Here is a 20,794-nt window from a genome sequence, read left to right as displayed (position 1 = left end):
GCAGACGGTACTTTAAATGACTTACAGCTCCCAGCCGGCACGGTACTGCCGCGTCGTCAGTTTGTTGGCTTCAGCGTGGTTGGATATTCTCCCCCCCTCGGCATCCCACTCGAGGCTTTCGCCAGGAAATGCCGTGGCGATGCAGCCCAGAAGCACCGCTTCAGTCAGCGGAGCCGCGTAATCAAAATTGGCTCCCGGCTTTTTCTTTCCACCTTCCAGGCAGCAGTCGATGAATTCAAACCAGTGATCTTTGGGCTCCAGTTTGGGATACTTGTAGCCGGCGAACTTTTCACGCGGATAAAGAAGCGGTGTGCTTGTGTGCTGATGCAGCAGCACACCTTCGGTACCGATGTAAAGGCTGCCCTGGTCAGGAAACTTTCCGGGCGCAGCGAGCGCAAGAATCTCTGCCGGTGGCCGCGCAGCACCGTCGTACCATGTCACCTTGATCGTCTCTCCCTCCGTGCGGGATGTTCCTTTGAAGGTGTACTCCACCACACATTCGGTGGCCCAGTTCGTGGCGTTCAAAGGAGCATTGCCCGTGGACTTGATTAATACGGGCGCCGTCAGCTCCAGCGCACGAAACCAGCCGCTGAACATATGGCAGCCCATGTCCCCCAGCGTTCCCGTGCCGAAATCACGCCGCCTCCGCCAGTTTTTAGGATGGTAGTAGTCCTTGATGTAAGGACGCTCTGTCACCGGCCCCAGCCAGAGATCCCAGTTCAGAGTGTCCGGCACCGGATTTGTTTCCACCGGCACGGCAGTCATGTCTCCCCATTTTTTTCCTGAGAAGGTATGCACTTCTTTGATTTTCCCGATGGCGCCTTGATGGATCAGTTCAACCGCATGCCTCTCGGTAAAGTCCGATGAAACTTGAATGCCCATCTGGGTCACCACACCCTTTTCACGCGCTCCAAGCATGAGCTTCCGGCATTCATGCAAAGTCTGCGCCAGTGGCTTCTGCCCGTAGACGTGTTTCCCGAGGTCCATGGCGCGCAGCCCCATGTGCGCATGCATGTGATCAGGCACGGACACATTCACTGCATCGATCGCATCCCCCTCTTTCTCCAGCATCTCGCGCCAGTCCTGGTAGAGCCTGGCATCGGGATGCCTCTCCTTCACTTTTCCGAAGTGGCTTGTGTCCACATCGCAAACTGCGGCAAGCTCCCATCTGGGATGGTTTGCAAAGGCGGTCATGTCATTCCACGACATCCCTGCGGCACCAAAGGCGGCGTGGCGGAGTTTCCCATTGGGAGATGCAGCCCTCAGTCCTGAGGTGATGAATGGGGCGGCAAAAAGTGTGGAGGCAGCGCCTTGAATGAAACGGCGGCGGGTGGAGGACATGGTGCGTGGAGACGGTTGGTTGGCTTGGTGAATGGGTGCTATTGAGACGATGAGGGGCAAGGAAACGGGGCAGAATCAGTCGCCAGACTTGCCCCCTTTGGCAGCGCCCTCGGACGGAGGGCCTCCGGCTTTCTGCTGTGCGATCTTCAGATTCGCCCGCATTTCAGCCAGCGTGGCCGCATGCTCAGGCCTGGCGGCCAGATTAATGAATTCTTCCGCGTCATTCTCATGATCGTAGAGCTCCTCACCGGCATCCCCCCAGGTGTTGTAGCGCCATCGCTCCGTGCGGATCGATTCACCGTGGGAATGTGTCACCGTGTAGGCAAATGTCTTTGGCCAGTCAGTTCTTGCAGGATCTTCCAGCAGCGGACGCAGGCTCTGGCCTTGCACACGCGCTGGTGTCTGCTCCATGAACCCCGTCAGTTCCAGAAGAGTCGGATAGAGATCGACAAGTTCGGCCACCGCCCCGGTGGAACGCCCCTTGCTCGCACCATGATCAGGGGAGGAAATGATCAGCGGCACTCGGGTGCTTTCTTCAAACAGGCTCAACTTCTGCCAGCAGTCATGTTCGCCCAGGCTGTAACCATGGTCAGAAGTGAACACCACAATCGTATTTTCACGCAGCTTCAGACGGTCCAATGCATCGAGAATCAGGCCCGCCTGCTCATCCATGAAACTGACGCTGGCGTAGTAGCCGGCTATCGCCTCCTGCTGCCCCGCCCTGCTCATCTTGTAGCGCTCCGCATTGTTCATTGAACGGGCAGGCACAGGCACATCAGCCAGATCATTTTCCGGCACCACTGGCAGGCGCATGGCCTCGGCAGGATACTTCCGATAGAGCCTCTCAGGCGCCACCAGCGGGACATGCGGACGCACCAGCCCCACCGCAAGAAAGAAAGGCTTGTCCGCCTTCAGCCGGCTTTTCTCCTTGTAGTCTCCTTGATAAGGCAGGACGCCGGCACGATTCTCGAGAAAACCAACCGCCTGCCTCGCGGACAGAACATCAGCCTGCGCTACGGCGAGTTCATCAGGCACTTGGAGCGTGGCAAAATTCGAACCCCATGCCAAGCGCTCCGGGGTCAGCAGCTTCAGCTTGCCGGGACTGTACGTTTCAGGCGCCAGAACATTGTAAGTCCAGTCCCAGGAATCCGGATCATCCCCGCCCGCGCTTCCCGCTTCCAATCCTCCTGGAATGCTCATGTGATAAATCTTGGAGATGCGTGCCGAGAAATAACCTTGCCGCCGCAGCAGCCCTCCGATGCTGGGATGATCCGCAAGCTCCGGATTGCTGACCTTGTAGGCACCCAGGTCCTGCCGGTTTCCCAGCATCTTTGTCGTGGCCGGATACAGTCCGCTCATGAAAGAAGCTCGCGAAGCGCCGCACACTGGAAACTGGCAGTACGCCCGCTCAAATTTCACCCCCTGACTCGCAAGGCGGTCCAGGTTGGGTGTCTTGCACACCGGATTGCCATAACAGCCCAGGCATGCCGTGAGGTCATCCGAGACAATCAGCAAAACATTTCGCGCCAGCCGCTCCGCAGCACCGACATCCGCCACGAAAATGGCGCACAATAACAGAAGAAACACACGCTGCATAAACAGGGACTTTTAGGGATTCACTTTGACCAGTTCAAAACCAATGCCCTGCGCATCCTGGCAGGGAAGCGTGATCGTGGTCACTCCTTCGGAGACCACACATTCCGCTCGATCCATCGGCTGCTTCAAATTCCAAAGCCCGTTGAGAGTCAGCGTTACTGGCATGGAAACAGGCCCCATCGGTTCACCGACCTCTTCCTTGCCCTTCAGGGCATACTGCTTTCCCTTCTCCCATCCTAAATCCGGATTGCACACACTCATGCTCCTTCCCCCATCCGGCAGTTCACGGGTCATGATCAGACAAGGAGAGGAGGCGCACTTCACCAGCGAGTCGGCTGTGTCAGTGTCCGCTTTCGCCACAGCATATCCGGTCACCCCCAGTCGATGATGTCTCACAATGTGCGCCACTTCGTCTTTGCGGAGCACCTTGTACTCATCGCCAGCTCGGGCGGCAAAACTGGCAAGGCCTTTCATCTCAGACCTCACTAAAATGACATACTCATAGCCCGCGTTGTCAGGCGAGGTGCCATGATCAAGCCAGGCCGAGGTAAACGCACCCTTCGTTTCGCGAGTGCCTGTGTCGTTCATGGACTTCTGGATCCGGCGCGTCAGCACCGTCTGCTGTCCTGCAGGGATGAAGTAGCCATTGCCCGCGGCATCCACCAGCTCCAAAGGCCCTTCTTCAAAACTGAACTCCTGGTCGGTCACTTCGGTTAGCGCCTCCCTTTGAATGAAGGTCGGAATTTGATCGTCCGGTAAATGGGTCTGAAACAAAGTCGTGCTGACCCCATGGCTGCCGTCTCCGTCACGTATGCCGCTGCCCAGCATCACGATCTGGTCATCAAAGAAAAAAGCTGTCTTCAGGGCCCGCAGCGGAGTCTTGCGCTCGTCCGGAGCCGCTTCCATATAATCGAGCACAAACATGCCCCACCGTCCTTCCAGAGACTGCCCGCCAGCGAAGCTTCTGTCACTGAAAGGGCGGTTATACTCCTCATTTTTGTCGATTTCCTTCCACTCTGCAGGCGTGAAATATCTTGTGGTGGTTCCTGGCACCCGGCACCAATCCCAGCCTCCCTTCGCATAGCCGCTGTCCTTGGCATTCACCCACGGTTCACCTCGCCCGTAAATGAAGAGACTCCCTGAGCTGTCGTGAAATCCGAAAACATTTTCCAGCCGCGCATCTTTGCGCGCATCCACAAGTGAACGCTCAAACGCCCACCAGTACCGGCTGTAGCCTTTGATGCTCACCATCCAGTCATCCCGGCGGTGGATCATCAGCGGCCCATAATTCAGCGCCCAGTTTCCTGATGGATCAGCCTCAGCTCCGACTTTGCGTGCATCTTCCAGGGTTTTCATGAAATGCAGCACCGCACCAGGTCCAGGCGAGACTTCGTCGCGATGACCTGCCAGGGCATTCCGTGGCAGCGGGCTCGACATGAAAGCTTCATCCGCAAGCCGGGCGAACATTCCCTGGCACTCTTTCCGCCGCGGCTGCTGCAGATCCGCCAGATACGCATACCCCAGCATCACATCAGGAATAACTTGGGTGCCCCCTAGCCGCCCTGAAAGAGCTCGGTGCATGTCATACTTCTGGGACACCACGCGCAGAGTTTCCATCCCCTTGCACAGGTGGCTGACCGTCTCAGCCTCGCACTCAAACTCCGTGCCTTGCAGCAACCAGGCAGCAAAGGCCGCCTGCGCCATCGTGTAGGCGGCATAGCCGCCGAAATAAACTCCCCGATGGTGATGCCCCAGCCCGTCCGGCTTGATCGTGTCCAATGCGTTGGATTCCATCATCAAGGATCGGTCGAGCTGCTTTTTGAGAAGTCTCAAGCGTTCGACATTGCCTTCCGCCAGCGCGGCAGGCAGGCTCAGGTTCAGCACCACCCGCATCCCGTCCGCCTGCAGGTAGTCTGCTGTCATGCAGCCTGTTTTTTCATCATGACTCTCGATGTCCCAGCAGGTGGCCAGTGCACGCTCCAGGCGGCCGGTCGCAGCCAGTTCATCACGCATCAGCAAAGTGGCCAGCGGGTAGCCGGACGTCCGCAGGATGAAGTCCACAATCATGGCCTGCTTCGGATCAGGCTTCTTGATCTGCCCTGGCTTCCAGGGCATTTGCATGGGATGGCGGAATCCGCGCTTGTCCAAGCGGTCAAAGACCCGCATGATCAGCTCCTTCACCTCGCTTTTTTGAAAGCATGGATTCTGGCACTGGTCAGTGCCCGGCAGGCAGAAAGCCACACTCAGCACCGGCAGCGCAGTCGTGACCAGAAAGCGCATCTCCTTGTCATCCGCCCCGGCTTTCGCTGTGTTGTAGAGCGCCGGATTTGACTCATCAAGCGGAATGCTTTTCAGCTCGCGCATCACACGCCCCGCACTCGACACGGCCTGCTTGAGTTTATGCACCGCCAGCGGGTGGCGGTAGCTCTCTGCGCCGCCGCCCAGCACCCACTGCAGATAACGTTCACGGACCACTCCGGCGTCTTCACTGGAATCTCCACGCGCATGGGAGAATGAAAGCAGCAGACCGGCGCAGAAGGAGCAGAAAGAAGACAGCTTGAACATCATCCTTTTAGATGTCGTGTCTGCAGAAACGGTTGCCAGAATCGCAAACTCTTTTAGCTCTTCCCGGCCGGCTCAGTTGCCGGAATCTTTGATTACGGAGACCCGCAGGCGATCAAACGAAAAATCCCCGCCGCGACCCGTGGCCACTCGGACTCCGTCAAAGCGCAGCCCTGCATCCGTTTTCCCAATCACGATGGGAAGCCCGTTCACCCCATCGCCACGAAACACATCAAACCGGCCGTCCCGCTGACGATAGCGCAGGGTGAAGGTCTCCTGACTGCCTTGTATCGCGAGGTCGTAAAACTTACGATTCTCCTGAACCCCTTCACGGCGAAACATCTTCCCATACGTCACCACGTTCCACGAGTAGGAGTCGCGCGCCTTGTCTCCAAAGAAGAACATCTCTCCATCGCCGTCGAACAAACTGATCCCCGCATAGCCCTCCGAGTGAAACAGCGTCATCGGCGAGACCGAACGGAAAGTCAGAAGAATCACCGCATTTTCACGCGGCTCCACAGCCCGTGAAAAACGGCCCATGAGGTGCGTAAATGGTTTCTGGCGGCCCACAAATTTGCCATTCATGATGTGCGCCTCTCCTGCCAGCACCTGCCAGCTGCCGATGAGCGGTTTGCGTTCCAAGAAGGACTGGTTCGGCACATGCGCCAGAATTTCCTCAAACAGCACCTCCTGCTTGTCCCCGGCCGAGTCAGGCTTGTATAAGGCCGTGCCCGAGACCACCTCCACCACGCTGGCATTCGCTCGGCGCATCAGCATCTCTCCGGCCAGCAGACGCCGCACTGGCTGGTCGCCGGTTCGCTGCCTCACCTCCACCGTCCCCTGCTCCACCTGCACCTGCTGCAGCGTTTCATCCGCCTGTACCGTGAAAACCGTTCCCAGGTCCACCACCTCCATCCCTGGCAGGTCCACCGCAAATCCCTTCGCCTTGGCTGGCACCCGGAACCAGCCGGTTCCCTGGTCAAGCTTGAACCGGTTCGGCCCTGTGATCGCAAATCGCGAAGGACTCTTCAGCACCGCTTCAACCCCGCTCGGCAGCCGGATGGACACAGTACCATCGCTCATCACCACCCCGTCACCAAATTGCAACCGACCGTCTTCAGAGATGGCTGGCGATGCCGTCTCAAAAACGGATGCCGCAGAAAATTGTACATCAGGAAGACCCTGCGTAGCCACTGCGCCGCCAGTCCCGGACGTCTGCATCTGCCACAGCCCCCCGAGTGCAAAAACAAGCGCCACAGCCGCTGCCGCAGCCCAGGCAAGTTGCCTTTTGTGGAAACCCCGCCACACGACCGGCCGCGGCGCCGCACTCTTCGTTTCGCCTGCCTGCCAGGCATGATCCCTCAGCAGGGACTCCATCCGCATTTTCTCCAGATACAGCCCAAGCAGTTGTTCGTCAGTCTTCAGCCGCTCCAGCAGTTCGTTCGCCTCCTCCGCGCTCAGACTTCCATCAATGAGCAGGTCCAGGCTGCGCGCCCACCGGTTTGATTCACTGGATGCTACTGTGTTCATGGTTTCAAAAGTCGACGTTCGATGCACGCGCGCAAGGCGTCCCGCAGGCGGAACAAGCGTGCCTTGAGCGTTCCCGGAGGGATGCCCGTCTTGCCTGCATATGTCTCCAGCGAGGTTTCGGTTGCATACCTCGCATGCAAAAGATCACGGTCCTCTTGTTTCAGTGCCTTCATGCACATCCCCAGCGCTTCGTGATGCTCGTCCGTGATCAGCGGTTCTCCCTGCTGTTGCCAGCGTTGATCGATCCGGTCTATGACTTCATCATCCAGCAGCACCTCATTTGAGCGCGCCAGTTTCCGCCGCTGATTCATCACGAGAAACTTGGCAATTTGAAAAGCCCATGCCTTGAAATGGGTCCCTGGTATAAACTGGCTCCTTTTTTCCCAGAGCTTGATCAGCGTTTCCTGGGCCACATCTTCTGCGCTCGCTTGTCCAGGCAGCAGCGATCGAACATACAGCTTCAACGCGCTCGTATGCTGCGCCAGAAGATCCTCAAACGCCCCGGCATCACCTGCTCCCGCATAGGTTGCCTGAATGTGGAAGCTTGATGATGAGGGTGCCGGATCGGCCATAGGTACAATTTAAAAATCCAATGCCACACAAGCACCCAATGGCTTGACCTGGCAAAACGATTAATTCTCACCAACGAGTCTCTATGCAGACAAACGGCGCATTCGCCAGGATTCGTTGGACTGTTGAATGAACGCGAAGAAATAAACTCAGAGAGTTGAAAACTCTTTCACCTTCCCTGCCGGCCACAGCCGATCAAGATTTTTTTGAAACCTCGCGAACTTCCGCGACATATGCAGCTCTGGCATGCATTCCAAGGTCAATACCATACTACCCACCCTGACTCTCTCGTTTCTAGTAGCATGTCTCAGTATCTTCATTTCACCTGAGGCTCACGCATCTGGACCGGGCAATCAGAATGACTTCCAAGGAAGACGCGTCCTGTTGATTGGAATCGATGGCTGCAGACGCGACGCCATGGCCCAGGTCATAGCCGGCGGCAGCGCACCGAATCTGGCCAGACTTTCACGAGAAGGTCATGCCTGCTGGAACATGGAAGCAGGCGGTCCATTGATCGGCAAAATGAATCAGCCGACCATTAGCGGACCTGGATGGTCCACACTTCTTACCGGCGTTTTTGCAAACAAACACGGAGTGCTCGGAAATGGAGAAAAATTTAAAAAGGGCAATTTTCAATCTTTCCCCCACTTCTTTCGCAGATTGCGTGAGTCGAAGCCCAATCCGTGGCTGGGTTCCGTGGTGGGTGACACTTGGCCTGAAGTGAACTCAATCTTGATCCCGCTGAGTGGAGAAATGCTGACCAGTAGAACCACCACCGTTCCATCCGAACAGGATGAGGAACAGGGAAAAACAAGAAGGCTCAATGACGGCAACGTTGCCAAAGAAGCTGTCCGCTGCCTCGAAATGGATGACCCCGACGTGCTATTTTTGCATTTTTTAGATGTCGATCATGCAGGACATCAATTTGGCTTCGGCCCGGCCAGTGATCCTTACATCAAAACTTTGCAACGCCTCGACTCACACCTCGGCGCCGTGCTGGAAGCCATGAAGAAGCGCCCCCGCTTCACTGAAGAATCATGGCTCATCGTGGTCATGACAGACCACGGTGGAATCAAGAAGAGTCATGGCGGTCAAACTCCTGAAGAGCGTGATATTTTCGCATTCTTTCATGCCGCTAGCTTTCCACCTGTTGAAGAGCGCAGCGGGAAAGTGTTTCAAAGCATGGTAGTCCCCACCATCTTGAACTATCTTCGAGTGCCGATCCTCCCCTCATGGGGTTTGGAGGATCAACCACTTTCGGAAACCAAATAACACGCCCCACACTAAATTGAGAAGGTATTGGATTGCGCAAGAGGGTGGGAAGATATCAGGCTGGGAGATGGATCAGAACGACCTGTTTGCAATGGCTTTGGAATTGAACGCGCCATGGAAGATTGTGCGCGTTGGTTTTGCAGGCAGCTGCCTACATGCGCAGGGGCCCCTGAAAACTTGGCGTTCATGGGAGATGCTCATTCTTTTGGCCGCCTTCAAAGAACTGGCTCAGAGCATCCGTGTCCAGTATAGCGGCATCCTTTCTCACTACCCCAATCGCACCACATCAGAAGCCATCGAGCCGATCAAAGGCATCATTCACACTGCCTGCCGTCGTAATCGCGGCTTCCGTAACTTCGAGAACCTCAAAGCCATTTCGTGATTTTCCTGTGGCGTAGCCCACACTGTGCTGATCCCCCCTTGGCGTCGACTTTTCAATGGTTCAGTGCTTTCCAGCTTTTGGCAGTGTCAGGGGCGGCACACCGCCATTTCGATAGCTGCAGATTTCAGCAGGCCCATCTTTTTTCAAACGCAACGTGCGATTGCACCGTTGCACAGAGACTTCCAATGCTGCCCCCGCTTTTTCGGGCCCGCCCCCTTCTCAACCCCTGCTGTAGCTTCTCTGAGTACCGGCGGTCGGACTCGAACCGACACATCCTCACGGATACAAGATTTTGAGTCTAGTAAGACCCCGTTTCAAGTTGTTCATGGACGTTTCGCATGCTAGACTCGCACCCATCGTAACCAATTGATACATAAAGTTTAACAAGAGTTCAGACATGCTCAAACAAAAAGAGACATTCTCAAACGCCGATGCAAAAACTGCCATCAAACTGCCATCAGAACTGATCCGCTATCCCAAGAGCCACATGCTCTACTGGAAGGAGGAGGGTCGGCTTTTCTGTCAGCGTGGCAGCACCGACTACTGCTGCCGGTTCTCGCACAATGGCCGCAGGGGGTTCTTCGACTTGAATACCTCCAACAAGGTCGAGGCTCAGAAACGAGCAGCCGAACGATACAAGTATGTAGTGGCGCACGGGTGGGAAAAGGCTGAGAAGAACCCTGACTTCAGGGTTCAGGCTCCCGAGCCGGAACGAGTGGTGCTCACCGTTGGTGGATGGATCAAAGAGGTGCGGGCGGTTTCCCTGGTCCGTGCTCTCACGCTGCTCAGCTATGAGCAAGCTCTTCGAAGAATTGCTGCTGAGGCGGTGCTGGGGCTCACCTACTCGATCAAGCAGCACGCTGGCTGGCTTGCCAAGGTGGATAAAGTTCCCTTGGAGAAGCTCACCACCGATGTGGTGGCCAAATGGATCAAAACCAGGCTTTCCAATGCCGGCACCGATCCCCGGGCACAAGAAAAGGCAAAGCATACGGTGAATCACGTCCTGCGTTCGGCCAAAGCCCTGTTTTCACAGAAGAAGGTGCTACGAAAGGTCGCAAAATCAAAACTGGACCATCTCCCCCGACCGACACCGCTTTCTGAAGTCGTTTTGCTCGAAGAAGACTCTTCGGCACGCTTCACCCCCTCCGTAGATCCAGAGGCTCTGTTGCTCTCGGCGCAGAAGGAACTGGGAGCACCTCGCGCTGGCAACGAGACTGAAGAGGAGTACGCCTTTCGAGAGCAGCAGTGGATTGCCTTTCTGCTGAGCTTCTGTGGAGGCCTCAGACGCAGAGAGAGCGACCTCCTTGCGTGGCAGCAGGTTCACCTGGACCACTCCTGTGGACCTCGAATCCAGCTCGACATCACCGAGCACTTCAAGGCCAAGAACAAGGCCCACGCAAAGTCCATCCCATTGGACCCAGAGATTGCCGCCTTGCTGAAGGCCTATCGCGAAAAGTCCCCCAAGGCAGAATTCGTCTTGAAATCGGATAATGGTGTCAACATCACAGGCATCGGCAAGCCGCGCTGCAACCTTACGTGGAAGGCGCTCAGGAAATGGCTTCGCGCCAAAGGCATCGAAGACGCCAAGCCTGTTCATGCCCTGCGCAAGTCCATCGGGTCACTCATGGCTGAAAAGCACGGAATCCATGCTGCACAGCGACTTCTGCGACACACGACACCCGCGATCACCTCGAAGTACTACTCGAACAGTGAAGCCGTAGAGGTGCCAGGGGTGGGTTCAATCCTGGCAATTTCCTCAAAAAGCGCTTCCGCCATTGAACCAGCCGATCTGCCCTCCACTCCCCTTCCCCAAGCCGCTTGATTTTTATTCCGCCAGGCTTTCAAGCGAACAAGTGTGCACGCACCTCTGCATCAGTCGTCCCGCCCTCCACAGGCACTTGAAGAAGCACCACTTGAACCCAAAGCGGCTGCCTGGAGGCCAGTTGCGTTTTTCCCACTCGGAGGTCGATGGACTTCTCACTTGTTGACGCGCAGGAGCTCAACTTTTTGCTATGCCCTTACACCTTCACACAAGCCCTCAAAAGTGTGAAAAATTCAGGGTGCAAACGCCACATTTTTAAGCATTCCAAGCGCGCAGCAGGGCTTGGGCGAAGACACCGTCTTTCACCGGGCCACTAACACTCAGTTTATTTTTGGCCCCGCGTCCAAGCTGCGCAACCAGATGATTGAGTGACTTTCTCCGGCGCTTGGGGCCCTCCACATGGACATACCAAACCGATTTTCTAGGGACCTTCTCAACGTGCAGAACAAACTCAGGCGGATAGACCCAGTAAAAACCACGATCCTCCTCCACTCTGACAATCTGTTGCCCCCTCTCAAATCCACATGATCCCCACCAACGGAAATTATCCAGGCTATGAGTGGAGCTTCGATGGAGACGCATTCTGGCTGCGGTAGCTTCCCCTTCGCTTCTTACCCTCTCCTCATCGTGGGGCAATTTGGCAGATGTGCTCACCTGCGCGAGCCGCAAATCTGCTATCTCTGGTGTTACAGCTTGACCTGATTTAGCTGACTTCGTCTTAGGTTTGCTTGGTCGATGCGGAGGACGGTAGATCACTCTCAGGGCTTTGAGCTGTTCTGGTCTTTGGAGTTGCAGACAGAGCCCGGTCACAAATTGACGGGCCTGCGTTACCGCCTCCGAGTCGGTTGTCTGAATCATCGCTTCGACCAAGGTATCCGCCGAATGTCTAGAGACGTTTGCGGAGCCAACAAAGACGTTCCTCCCGACCACATATACTTTGGCATGCAAGTTCATGACGGAAAAGATCTCCACCCCCCTTTTATGTAGCTTTAAGAGCTCCGCGGGGCAAGTCAGCCCCAACCTCACTGTGCGCTCGCTGGCATCCACCACGAGGCGGCTGCCTTTTGGAAGAGGCAGCATTTGCGCCGCTCCCTGTCCAAAATAAGCCACCGCTACTTGGCAGGGACGCTTGCTGGACCGGACAGTTCGTGTCAGCACGGGCCAGAGATCGTTGGCAAGGAGAAGCATGCGTGGAATATTCACAACCATCCGGGCTTCTGCAATGAGCTCCTGAGTTGCGTCATGTATTTTTGAGCACACCCCGCATCTTCCTCTGAAATGCGGTTTCTCACTTCAACAAACGTGGATGCAAGCTCTTCAGCCACGTACAAAATGGCAGGAGGTAAATCATGAAATTCAGAAAAGGAGATCAAATTGTAAGGGACGACACCCGGCATCCCGCAGGAACACTGGTTGTGGTTCAACATTGCGACAATGGGAATTTGCAGGCGTATCCACTGGGAGGAGGCTTTGAGCTGACCATCCCTGCTCGTGATGTCTCACGGTTCTCCATTGTGACGAGAGATGAAGCCACACCGATTTATCGCCAAGCACGATTCTGTTTGGAATGCTTCGAAGGCATTGAGTTCATTGGGTGGACCGCAGACCAACGCTGGAACGGCTGGGCAATGCCCTGCTTTGGGATGGAACAGGCATTGAAACTCGTAGCACTATTGCAGGGCCAGCTCCGCTACGATTCCTCGCAGGATGCCTTCATCGGCTCCTCCGGAGATGAGGAGGAACTTTGGACAGGTCAGGTCATCGACCTGCCAGACGGCGGTCAGGAAATGGTCTATCCAGTTGGCGCGGGCTCGTGGACATGGGAGCTGTGCAAAAGAATCCACGACTAAACTAAAATTCACCAAATTACATGTCATGAAAACACCAATCGAAATTCTTGGCGAAAGGATTGCAACTGCTTGCGCCACAAGTAAGCCAAATACACAGGAACGAAACAAGGCTCTGTCACTTGTTCGATGGCGCTTGGAATCATCAAACGGCCTCTGCGCAGGTCTTGACGCGGAAATGGGCTGCGCCTTGGTTTCCCCGCCCAATGCACAGGTGTTCGACGGCAGAGATAATGAGTCCCTGAAAAAGGCGTTTTTCGAAACAGCGTTAGGCGTTGAATTGGCTCTTGTGCTGCTGGATTAAACCAACGTCTTATGCCAGTCGGAAGACCAAGTGAAGGGCGTGCTCGACATGAATATTCATGTAGTTCCAGAGACGTCCGAAGCAATTATGCGCCTCTTAAACAAAGCTGATGGACTCCGAAACACACAAGGCAAAGTCATAAATTATGTGTTTTAAAAAAGCAGAGACAAAAACGTCCTGGAACAAGGTGAATCAGGACGGGGCGCAAGATTGCCCATGTTGGTCCAACCTTCGCCCGGCTTCTTGCATCTTCACATAGCCTAGCAATGTGCTTACCGGCAGTGAACCGCTATGCTGAAATTCATTAGATCAAGCTAGAAAAGTAGCCAAACTCTGGGTTTGCATGAGATCCAACGAGAGCCGCCCTATCAAGCAGACGATTACCTTCCTCGCAGCTCGTTTCTGGTAACAATAAGCAACCATGGCAGGCTGCTAAGTTGCAGTTGTCAGCCCCTTGGCCCGTGGACTCCAGGCAGACGGGATCGTTACTACACCAAGTCGCCTTCTCTATAGCTCGCCGAATTGTCGGTTCCAGGCGTCCTGGTTGGCCTTGGCGAACTAGGCCGCCCATGCTACCCTCGCTGTCGCCGCTAGCGGTGTATATTAGCAGGCCGTGCATTGGCGGCTTGCCTGAGTTTCGTTGGAAGAACAAGCGTTCACGCAGAGACGCGCTACCGTAGCCGCAATCGAAGCTTAGTTGATTGATAAGAGCGTGGGTCAGCGCGTGAAGGAGTAGGAAGGTTGGCGAAAGTTCGCGCTGGCTCAGCCCCTGGCTGGTGCGACGCTGATTGAGTTGCTCGAACAATTTGCGGTGCTCAGGTCGACCATCGTCGTAGCGTTTCTCCCAGTCGGCGAGTTCGGTGCTGTTGAGTTCGAGGAAGATACCTTCGCCGAAGACCATCGTGGCGGGCAGCCAGTCGAGCTTTGGGTTGTTGCGCACGGGACGCATGTTGGCACTGATCCCGCCTTCGGTGGGATTTAGACGGCTGAAGCCTTCTAGTGCACGCGTCTCTCGCAGCTTTGGCACCAGATGAATGCGGCTAAAGAACTTGGAGACATCAGCCTCGTAATCGTCGCGGCGCTTGTGAACCACATAAAAGTCTGTCTTCATGTCGCCCTCGTCCTCGCAAAGTGCCTTGTATTCGGCGGCGCGATACTCAGCTTCGGTCATGGCTTTGGGCAGCGGTTGGTTGCCCGCAGGGCGCTTGGTGAGTTTGGCTTGTGCAGCGTCACGTAGTGCCACTGGATCCACCTTCCCTGTGAGCTTGCGGAAACGCACTAGAGCTTGGCAATCAGCGAGTGGGATTTCGCCGTCCACAGTGCCGCTCAGATGCTCCCATAGTTCCGCATCCTCTAGCAGTTCAATGATCACCGGATCGACCATCTTGGCCCACCCTTGCAAATAAAGACTGCTCACCACTCTGGGCAGATACACGTTGGAACCACCCCGCTGCACTACGCGCAGCAATTGCCCGCAGCTTGCACCTGTCGCCGTGCCATCGCGCCACTTGGGCAGGGCCACGCCAGTCCAGGGCGCGCCGCCTTGACAATGAAGTGCCGGGTCCATCCTAGCCAGCGGTCCTCCTTGGCCGCGCTTGAATTCGAATGCATTGACCATGCTGCGCTTCAGCTTGCACGTTACGCATTCGATCACGACACCAGCAAGGCTTGCGGCCGAAACACCCGCGCGGAAACGCAACTGACACGCGCCTTTGATGCCGCCCCAATGGCCGTCGTTGTTGTGCGCCCACTCCATGAAGGGAAAGTCCTCGATGTGACCGAGTTCGCACACCGCTACGAAGCGCACAGGCATGAGCTTCGGTCGCCTCTTCTCTGGGAGCCCTTGGCAACTGCGTCCGTCAGTGAAGGCAAAACCTTTGCACCGAGGAGGCTTCGACTCGTGCAGGTTCACATACTCCATGCCACCGCAGAGGTGGCAGTAATGCCACCGAGGAAAGCGCGCCATCGGCACGCGTTGATAGGCAAAGTGCTTGTTGTCGCCGTCGGCATCACGGAAGTCTGGTGGAAAACGAAAATGCGTCACGCCTAGCCTAGCCTCTAGACGCTCGTCGCGAATCTTCCAACCAGAGTCAGACGGACAGTCCTTCATTCCCTCAGGCCACTCGTCGATAACGACGGGCATCAACGATTCATCGCCAGGGAAGTTAACCATCGCACCGATACCGAAGGGTGAGATGAGCTGGGCACGACGGACAGGTCGATTGGGGAAGGCCATGATCAAATAGAGGTCTGAGGGTTAGAGAGGAACTGCCCATGAACGCTTGAGTCACAGGTTGAATCAACACCTCGCATCGACGTGGGTGTCTTTAGTGCATAGTCCCTCCATGCATCGCGCGGAGGTGGTCCCATGGGATACATCAGCCGGCTATCGTCATTGAGGATAAAGCCTCCATAGGTCATGGGCGTGAAGGTCTGCCAGCGTTTCAATACGTCATCGAAGCGACCTTGCACGCCCGCCAGTTCATCGACATCAATCTTCCGGCATCTCGTCATGATCATGTCACGTATTGCATCCAGCAGCGCACCTCTCGGCGGGATGCTTGGATTGGCAACCAAGTTGCGCTGGGCGAAGCTGTCTATGCTGCCCCAATAGCGGGCCAGCGTGATCATTTGCGCATGGAGTGCGCGATCCCGCACCGGCAGAGCAAAGGGTGTCACGCTAGTGGGCTCCACCCATCGATACAGGCTTTGATGGTAGCTACGGAAGTGCTCGTAATGTGATCGGTCGCGGGGTTTCGAGGCGTTGTAGATTGTCACCACCAAACCTGCGCTGGCACGACCCACCCGGCTCGTGGCCTGGATGTATTCGCTCGTGCCTTTCGGCTGGCCGATCACAGCCATCAGACCCAACCTAGGAACATCGAGGCCCACCTGAATCATGTTCGTTGCCAAACAAGCATCAAGGGCCTTGTGCTGACGGATGCCCTTCTCGTTTAAGGCATCACTGCACTTCTCAAAGAGCTTAGCTAATGTGGCGGACACCTCGTCTCCAGACACACGACTGGTAAGTTCTTCATCACGATTCAAAAAGCGTCTTGGGTCAAGCTGCTCTGAAACCGTGGGACGTTTGATGCCCATGCGCGACCACAAATAAAACAAGCGCTCCTGTATGTCGGCGTGCATCAGTGTTGCAGCGTGGCCAAGTTCACGCAGGCTGTTGAAGTAAATCATCAGCGTCCAGTAGGGGTCTATGGCCTCGGCCACAAAGCCGTCGCGACCCAATGTTGCAGGCATTTGCAGCAAGGCTGCCAAAGTGCGCACCTGAGCCGTCACATGAGATCCAAGTGCTGTGCCCATGACGCCCAGATAGACGCGCCCAGGCTTGGATCTATCCTCCTGCGCAAAGAACGAGTCACTAGCCAGCAGTCCCTGTGGCGGAAATATCTCAACCTTGCGATTGTAGAGTTTCTCTGCTTGATCGGCTGCACGACAGATGGTGGCAGTTGCAGCAATGATCTTTGCTGGCACATCTCCGTCGTGGGTTAGCGCGTCGATTGTCATCTCATAGTGGCCGACCATTGAGCCAAGCGCACCTGCAATAAGATGAAGTTCGTCTTGGATAATGAGCGAGGGTGGGGCGTGCTGCCGGCCCAGCTTAATGCTTAATCCGAATAGGCGCATCGCTTCAGGGTTCCACGGCATCATCGCGAACTTATCGACTGTGCCGATGAGCAGCGTTGGCCTCGCCTGATAGATGGCTTGATCAACCACATGCACTGGCAGGGAAGAGTGAAATTCACATTCCTTGTCTGGGCAACGAAACACGATTGTAGGATTCTCGTCGGAACCGTCACGAATGTAGCCAGGCACCCGGAACACAGTACCACATGGAATCGGGCCCAAACCACATCCACACCAAGGGCAATTCAGCAGCACGAATGGATTCGGCTTCCCTTCGTCACACAGTCGCTTCCAAGCGCGCACTGCGTCGCTGTGCTTGTTGGGAGTCACGCTGCCTCCAACCCAAAGCCCAATAGAAATTGCCTCGCCCTTCAAGCGCGCTTCGCGTTGACGAATGAGATCACAAGCGCAAATAAGAGAAGCGGCGCGCTGAAATTGTTGGGTGGTAAGGAGTCGCAGAGTGTAACGCATCAACACTATGGTGGCATCGTCTTTTGGATTGCGGAGGCGGCGCCAAAAGATAGTCATCGCGGTGAGTCCGAGATAGGCTTCGGTCTTACCACCACCAGTCGGGAACCAGATCAAATCGACAATCTCTCTGTCCGCTCTGCCTTGGCCGGTGGGATCCACGAGCCCCTGCAAGTTCATCAGGATGAATGCGAGCTGGAAGGGACGCCATCTGCGGGCTTTGAGTTCAATCTCAGTCGGAGGCTCAAAGGCGCGCTCCGGAAAAACCTCTTGCGCCATCAGTGGAGCGTGACGACCACCCCTGCCGCCACGAGCAACAGGGCGGGGCATATCTGGAAACACCATAGCGCGCTTGTGCTTGGCTTCGCTTGCTCGCCCATAGTGGATGCCCTGCTTTTGCATTGCTTCGTTCATCCAACGGAACACCTGCATTGCATCCGCATTCGTAGAGAGCACCTTGATTCCCTCACGCATACGGCTCAGGCAGTTCTTGCACTTGAGGATCTGTCGTTCACCAGCCTCGCGATGCTCAGCAGGCACTTCGTTTGCTCTTTCATTGATCCACACTTCGTATGCATCTGCGAGCGACAAACAAGATCGCAGAATTTCTCGATCACTCGCATTAGCAAGCGTGCCCATTGGCAACACAAGTCCGCCCGCATCGAAGTTCAGCGGGAATATTTCATGGCGTGGCAACACCTCAGTGAAGACCTCTTTGGTCCTACCATTCTCTGGCGTAACCCATTCCGCTGCGCAGCCATGCCCAATCGCAAACACACGATGCTCTCGATACAGCAAGGCAAGCAGATGTTCTTCTTCCACCTCGTCAGCCGAGGCATTGCTATCGCTGCTGAGCCGCCGCTCAGGATATTCAAGTATGCAAGCCGCTCCATCAACATCAATCAGACGAAAACCGCACTGAAAGTAGCAGTCGTCGTCCCCAGGTCGTTCGCCTTCCTCACACGTCCTCGTATTCATTAGCGTCACCGTGATCAGTCGTTGTGTTGCGCTCGTCCTTCCTTTGATGCAGCGGCTAAATACGTGAACCACCAACTCAGTGTTTTCTTCACCAAGTTTTATGCGGAGTCCCGCGTCAACGTCATGGCTTAACACGATTCGTTCTTCTCGTAGCAACGTGTCGCCGTTGATCTCGACCACTGCCTCGATCAGTCTACGGAAGAAATGAGGCTGAGGTTTCAACGTCTTGCTATGCAGTTCGCCAAGACCTTCTTGCTCGACTTTGTGGTATAGGGCCGCACTCACCTTTACCCGAAGTCGCTTTGGAACCTCGACGAGGCAGGTGAGCCCCATGGCACTCGGAAGATACTCATTTGCTCGATTGACCTCTTGCTCGTTTGGATTGTGTTCGCTGCGGTCATCCGCATCGGATGGAGTCCTGCCATCGCTTTCATTTTGGAAGCGTCTTCGAGCACGCCCTTCTTCGACCAGTTCATCCGTCGATTCTTGCAGTTCGTCTGCATCAGGCGCGTCGCTTGGAGTCGCGACCTCCATCTCATCCCGATCGTCGTCATCATCTTGGACAAGCGCTTTTCGCGGAAATAAAACACCCGCGCTGTAACGTTGGCGAGGCTTATCCTGTGGACCAAGTATCTCATCCGTGTGCTTCTCCGTCCATTCCTCGCGGAGTGGTCCGGGTCCGATTAGTTCTTCGCGCAAGGCCTGCTCTAAACAGTCGCGCACGGTGGTAGAATTGGATAAATTGTTCATTTCCATTCAGTTGAGAATTGTTTGGCCCGGCACTCGTCGAAGGCGTCACGCAAGTCGGATTTTAAAATCAGCGTGAGCTGAAGCCGTGCTCTCGACATGCCCACGTAGAGAAGCGATTGCTGCTCATCATCACCAAGCGAAGCGACATCACAGAGGATAACCGCTTGGCTCTCCATGCCTTTGAATGCCTGAATCGTAGCGAACCGCACTATGGGTTGGCGGCTGCGTTCAGGCGCAACTTCATGGGCGTCCAGCAAAACAAAGCCATGTCCCTTCTGAACATCGGCGGCACAAGAGTTAACCAGTCGTCGCGATGAGAGGACGACGAGGTCATCAGGGTTGCCGCCATCAGCAATGAACTTGGTGATTCTCGCTGCGAGTTTGGTTGCGGCTTCTGATTCATCAACGCAAAAAGTCGAGTCCACCGGAACCCCGTCGATCTGGCCCATGCGGTAGGGCGGACGTTCAAAGCCGGAAAGTAACGCCGTCTCGCGGGCTATGCGCTTGGTATTCCGGCAGTTCAAGGTGAGATGCCAGCGCACACATCCAGGGCCGCGTGCAAGCAGGGTTGCCCGATGCTGCTCGCCAGCAAAGATGGCCTGCCGCTCGAAATCCGCAAAGAAGGCCCATCGCCCACTCTCCATTCCTCCAGCGAGCCAAGCGTCGAGCACATCCAGGATGAGCGAGGCACTTAAATCCTGGGCTTCATCAACGATCAGTACATCAAAAGAGTCTCCGGATTCAGCAATGGCTTGCCAAGCAAGTTCAGGAAAGGTGCGTTCCCAGAAGATTGCCGTCTTCGCTTCCGCATTGAAGTCAGCAAGTAATCCTTGCGCCTCGATGCATTCACGCCCGAGCTGATGAAAACTGCCCGCGGTGAGGTTTGGGTCGCCCTTGGTTTGAGCTGCCAGCCAAGCTCCGAGCAACCGATTGTAACAGAGCAGTAAGGTCTTCCGGCCGGATCGGGCTTCGCGCCTTGCCAGTTCGAGGGCAAGCATCGTCTTGCCTGTACCCGCAGCACCCTGGCAGAGCATGCGCTCGTTGAACTTCATCAAATCAAGCGCCCCGAACTGTTCTTCAGTGAGCTTGAGAAGCTGTTGCTCCACAAGCTTCAAAGTTGTGCCTGCTGCCATTACGCACTCAAAGTCGGGACGCAGCACCTGCCGCGTTTGACTGAGCACTCGAGGCGTGAATGCAGTCCCATCAAGCCGAAGGCGTGCGGCGTGACCGGACATCATCTTTCCCAAAGCTGTGACAAGACAACGAGAGCAAGCACGCTTGTCGAGCACCTCCCACTCCGCCCACTCGGGACTGGTAATCATGAACTCGGTGTCAGGGAAGATGGCAGCGCTCCCGAACACCACTTTATCCATCGTTGCCACACCAACGGACTTGAGAAGGCTGTCGCGCAACTGCCACATTCCCTCCTGCGCTTGCTTGAAAGGACTGCGCTTCATCGGCCAGCGGCGGCCATTGCGATCCATCGTGGTCCAGGCCCCATCCGAGCACTCGATGCCTCCCCCTTTGACCTCGAGGGCAAACACTCCGCCGCCGGGGACCAGCAGCACGAAGTCTACCTCGCCGAAGGGTTTCTTGTCCCGCACAGTCAGGTTCAGGGAGTGAAGGACAACCCAATCGTCCGTTCCCGGTGCATCGCGCAAGGCGACAAACAGATCACGCTCCGCATCACTTCGCGTATCATCGCTCAAGAGAGAAGGAATCATTCTGGC

Annotated in this window: 14 protein-coding genes; 5 read left to right on the top strand and 9 right to left on the bottom strand. The window is 55.8% G+C overall.

The genetic code is table 11. The features are described 5' to 3' along the window. Positions 1-21: 21 nt before the first annotated feature. The 5 genes from ACILSR_RS12660 to ACILSR_RS12640 form a co-directional block, all read right to left on the bottom strand. Positions 22-1,341: a Gfo/Idh/MocA family protein gene (locus ACILSR_RS12660; RefSeq protein WP_395750142.1), complete on the bottom strand. Its 1,320-nt coding sequence runs from the start codon at positions 1,339-1,341 to the stop codon at positions 22-24. A 75-nt stretch (positions 1,342-1,416) separates the two neighbouring features. Further along, the gene (locus ACILSR_RS12655; RefSeq protein ID WP_395750141.1) at positions 1,417-2,937 is read right to left on the bottom strand and encodes a sulfatase; all 1,521 of its coding nucleotides are present in this window, start codon (positions 2,935-2,937) and stop codon (positions 1,417-1,419) included. A 12-nt stretch (positions 2,938-2,949) separates the two neighbouring features. Then, positions 2,950-5,505 (bottom strand): polysaccharide lyase family 8 super-sandwich domain-containing protein, encoded by a 2,556-nt coding sequence (locus ACILSR_RS12650; RefSeq protein WP_395750140.1) that lies wholly within the window; start codon positions 5,503-5,505, stop codon positions 2,950-2,952. Between the two features lie 69 nt (positions 5,506-5,574). Continuing rightward, a complete protein-coding gene (locus ACILSR_RS12645) occupies positions 5,575-7,029 on the bottom strand; it encodes a FecR domain-containing protein (RefSeq protein ID WP_395750139.1) in 1,455 nt (484 codons plus the stop codon). Next, complete coding sequence (locus tag ACILSR_RS12640) at positions 7,026-7,601, bottom strand: sigma-70 family RNA polymerase sigma factor (RefSeq protein WP_395750138.1); 576 nt, start codon at positions 7,599-7,601, stop codon at positions 7,026-7,028. The genes ACILSR_RS12645 and ACILSR_RS12640 overlap by 4 nt, the downstream gene beginning before the upstream one ends. A gap of 244 nt (positions 7,602-7,845) precedes the next feature. On the opposite strand from ACILSR_RS12640, the gene ACILSR_RS12635 reads away from it, so the two are divergent. The 3 genes from ACILSR_RS12635 to ACILSR_RS12625 all read left to right on the top strand — a co-directional run bounded on the left by ACILSR_RS12635 (position 7,846) and on the right by ACILSR_RS12625 (position 11,075). Beyond that, positions 7,846-8,871, top strand: coding sequence for an alkaline phosphatase family protein (locus ACILSR_RS12635; RefSeq protein WP_395750137.1), 1,026 nt, complete (start codon positions 7,846-7,848; stop codon positions 8,869-8,871). Between the two features lie 67 nt (positions 8,872-8,938). Then, positions 8,939-9,253, top strand: a complete 315-nt coding sequence (locus tag ACILSR_RS12630; protein ID WP_395750136.1) for a transposase — start codon at positions 8,939-8,941, stop codon at positions 9,251-9,253. 397 nt (positions 9,254-9,650) lie between these two features. Then, positions 9,651-11,075: a tyrosine-type recombinase/integrase gene (locus tag ACILSR_RS12625; protein ID WP_395750135.1), complete on the top strand. Its 1,425-nt coding sequence runs from the start codon at positions 9,651-9,653 to the stop codon at positions 11,073-11,075. Positions 11,076-11,330: 255 nt separating this feature from the next. On the opposite strand, the gene ACILSR_RS12620 is transcribed toward ACILSR_RS12625, so the two are convergent. Continuing rightward, positions 11,331-12,155 (bottom strand): phospholipase D-like domain-containing protein, encoded by an 825-nt coding sequence (locus ACILSR_RS12620; protein ID WP_395750225.1) that lies wholly within the window; start codon positions 12,153-12,155, stop codon positions 11,331-11,333. 269 nt (positions 12,156-12,424) lie between these two features. On the opposite strand from ACILSR_RS12620, the gene ACILSR_RS12615 reads away from it, so the two are divergent. Next, the gene (locus ACILSR_RS12615; RefSeq protein WP_395750134.1) at positions 12,425-12,925 is read left to right on the top strand and encodes a hypothetical protein; all 501 of its coding nucleotides are present in this window, start codon (positions 12,425-12,427) and stop codon (positions 12,923-12,925) included. 25 nt (positions 12,926-12,950) lie between these two features. Further along, complete coding sequence (locus ACILSR_RS12610) at positions 12,951-13,226, top strand: hypothetical protein (RefSeq protein ID WP_395750133.1); 276 nt, start codon at positions 12,951-12,953, stop codon at positions 13,224-13,226. Positions 13,227-13,530: 304 nt separating this feature from the next. On the opposite strand, the gene drmB is transcribed toward ACILSR_RS12610, so the two are convergent. The 3 genes from drmB to ACILSR_RS12595 are packed head-to-tail and all read right to left on the bottom strand — an operon-like array spanning position 13,531 to position 20,788. Beyond that, on the bottom strand, positions 13,531-15,462 hold the full coding sequence (gene drmB / locus ACILSR_RS12605; protein ID WP_395750132.1) for a DrmB family protein: 1,932 nt from the start codon (positions 15,460-15,462) through the stop codon (positions 13,531-13,533). Between the two features lie 2 nt (positions 15,463-15,464). Further along, positions 15,465-19,064: a helicase-related protein gene (locus tag ACILSR_RS12600; protein WP_395750131.1), complete on the bottom strand. Its 3,600-nt coding sequence runs from the start codon at positions 19,062-19,064 to the stop codon at positions 15,465-15,467. Further along, on the bottom strand, positions 19,061-20,788 hold the full coding sequence (locus ACILSR_RS12595; protein ID WP_395750130.1) for an NERD domain-containing protein: 1,728 nt from the start codon (positions 20,786-20,788) through the stop codon (positions 19,061-19,063). Before ACILSR_RS12595 ends, ACILSR_RS12600 begins: the two co-directional genes overlap by 4 nt. Between the last annotated feature and the right edge of the window lie 6 nt (positions 20,789-20,794).

The organism is Prosthecobacter sp. (assembly GCF_044222565.1).
Classification (GTDB): Bacteria; Verrucomicrobiota; Verrucomicrobiia; order Verrucomicrobiales; family Verrucomicrobiaceae; genus Prosthecobacter.
The sequence above is the reverse complement of the archived record's forward strand: the minus strand, read 5'-3'. Positions and strand labels throughout refer to the sequence as shown.

Bases quoted from the DNA above. Each gene is read 5' to 3' on its own strand.
- ACILSR_RS12630 (WP_395750136.1), top strand. From the start codon at position 8,939: ATGGATCAGAACGACCTGTTTGCAATGGCTTTGGAATTGAACGCGCCA.
- ACILSR_RS12600 (WP_395750131.1), bottom strand. From the start codon at position 19,064: ATGAACAATTTATCCAATTCTACCACCGTGCGCGACTGTTTAGAGCAG.
- ACILSR_RS12610 (WP_395750133.1), top strand. From the start codon at position 12,951: ATGAAAACACCAATCGAAATTCTTGGCGAAAGGATTGCAACTGCTTGC.
- ACILSR_RS12655 (WP_395750141.1), bottom strand. From the start codon at position 2,937: ATGCAGCGTGTGTTTCTTCTGTTATTGTGCGCCATTTTCGTGGCGGAT.
- ACILSR_RS12650 (WP_395750140.1), bottom strand. From the start codon at position 5,505: ATGATGTTCAAGCTGTCTTCTTTCTGCTCCTTCTGCGCCGGTCTGCTG.
- drmB (WP_395750132.1), bottom strand. From the start codon at position 15,462: ATGGCCTTCCCCAATCGACCTGTCCGTCGTGCCCAGCTCATCTCACCC.
- ACILSR_RS12595 (WP_395750130.1), bottom strand. From the start codon at position 20,788: ATGATTCCTTCTCTCTTGAGCGATGATACGCGAAGTGATGCGGAGCGT.
- ACILSR_RS12645 (WP_395750139.1), bottom strand. From the start codon at position 7,029: ATGAACACAGTAGCATCCAGTGAATCAAACCGGTGGGCGCGCAGCCTG.
- ACILSR_RS12625 (WP_395750135.1), top strand. From the start codon at position 9,651: ATGCTCAAACAAAAAGAGACATTCTCAAACGCCGATGCAAAAACTGCC.
- ACILSR_RS12660 (WP_395750142.1), bottom strand. From the start codon at position 1,341: ATGTCCTCCACCCGCCGCCGTTTCATTCAAGGCGCTGCCTCCACACTT.
- ACILSR_RS12615 (WP_395750134.1), top strand. From the start codon at position 12,425: ATGAAATTCAGAAAAGGAGATCAAATTGTAAGGGACGACACCCGGCAT.
- ACILSR_RS12620 (WP_395750225.1), bottom strand. From the start codon at position 12,155: ATGCTGCCTCTTCCAAAAGGCAGCCGCCTCGTGGTGGATGCCAGCGAG.
- ACILSR_RS12635 (WP_395750137.1), top strand. From the start codon at position 7,846: ATGCATTCCAAGGTCAATACCATACTACCCACCCTGACTCTCTCGTTT.
- ACILSR_RS12640 (WP_395750138.1), bottom strand. From the start codon at position 7,601: ATGGCCGATCCGGCACCCTCATCATCAAGCTTCCACATTCAGGCAACC.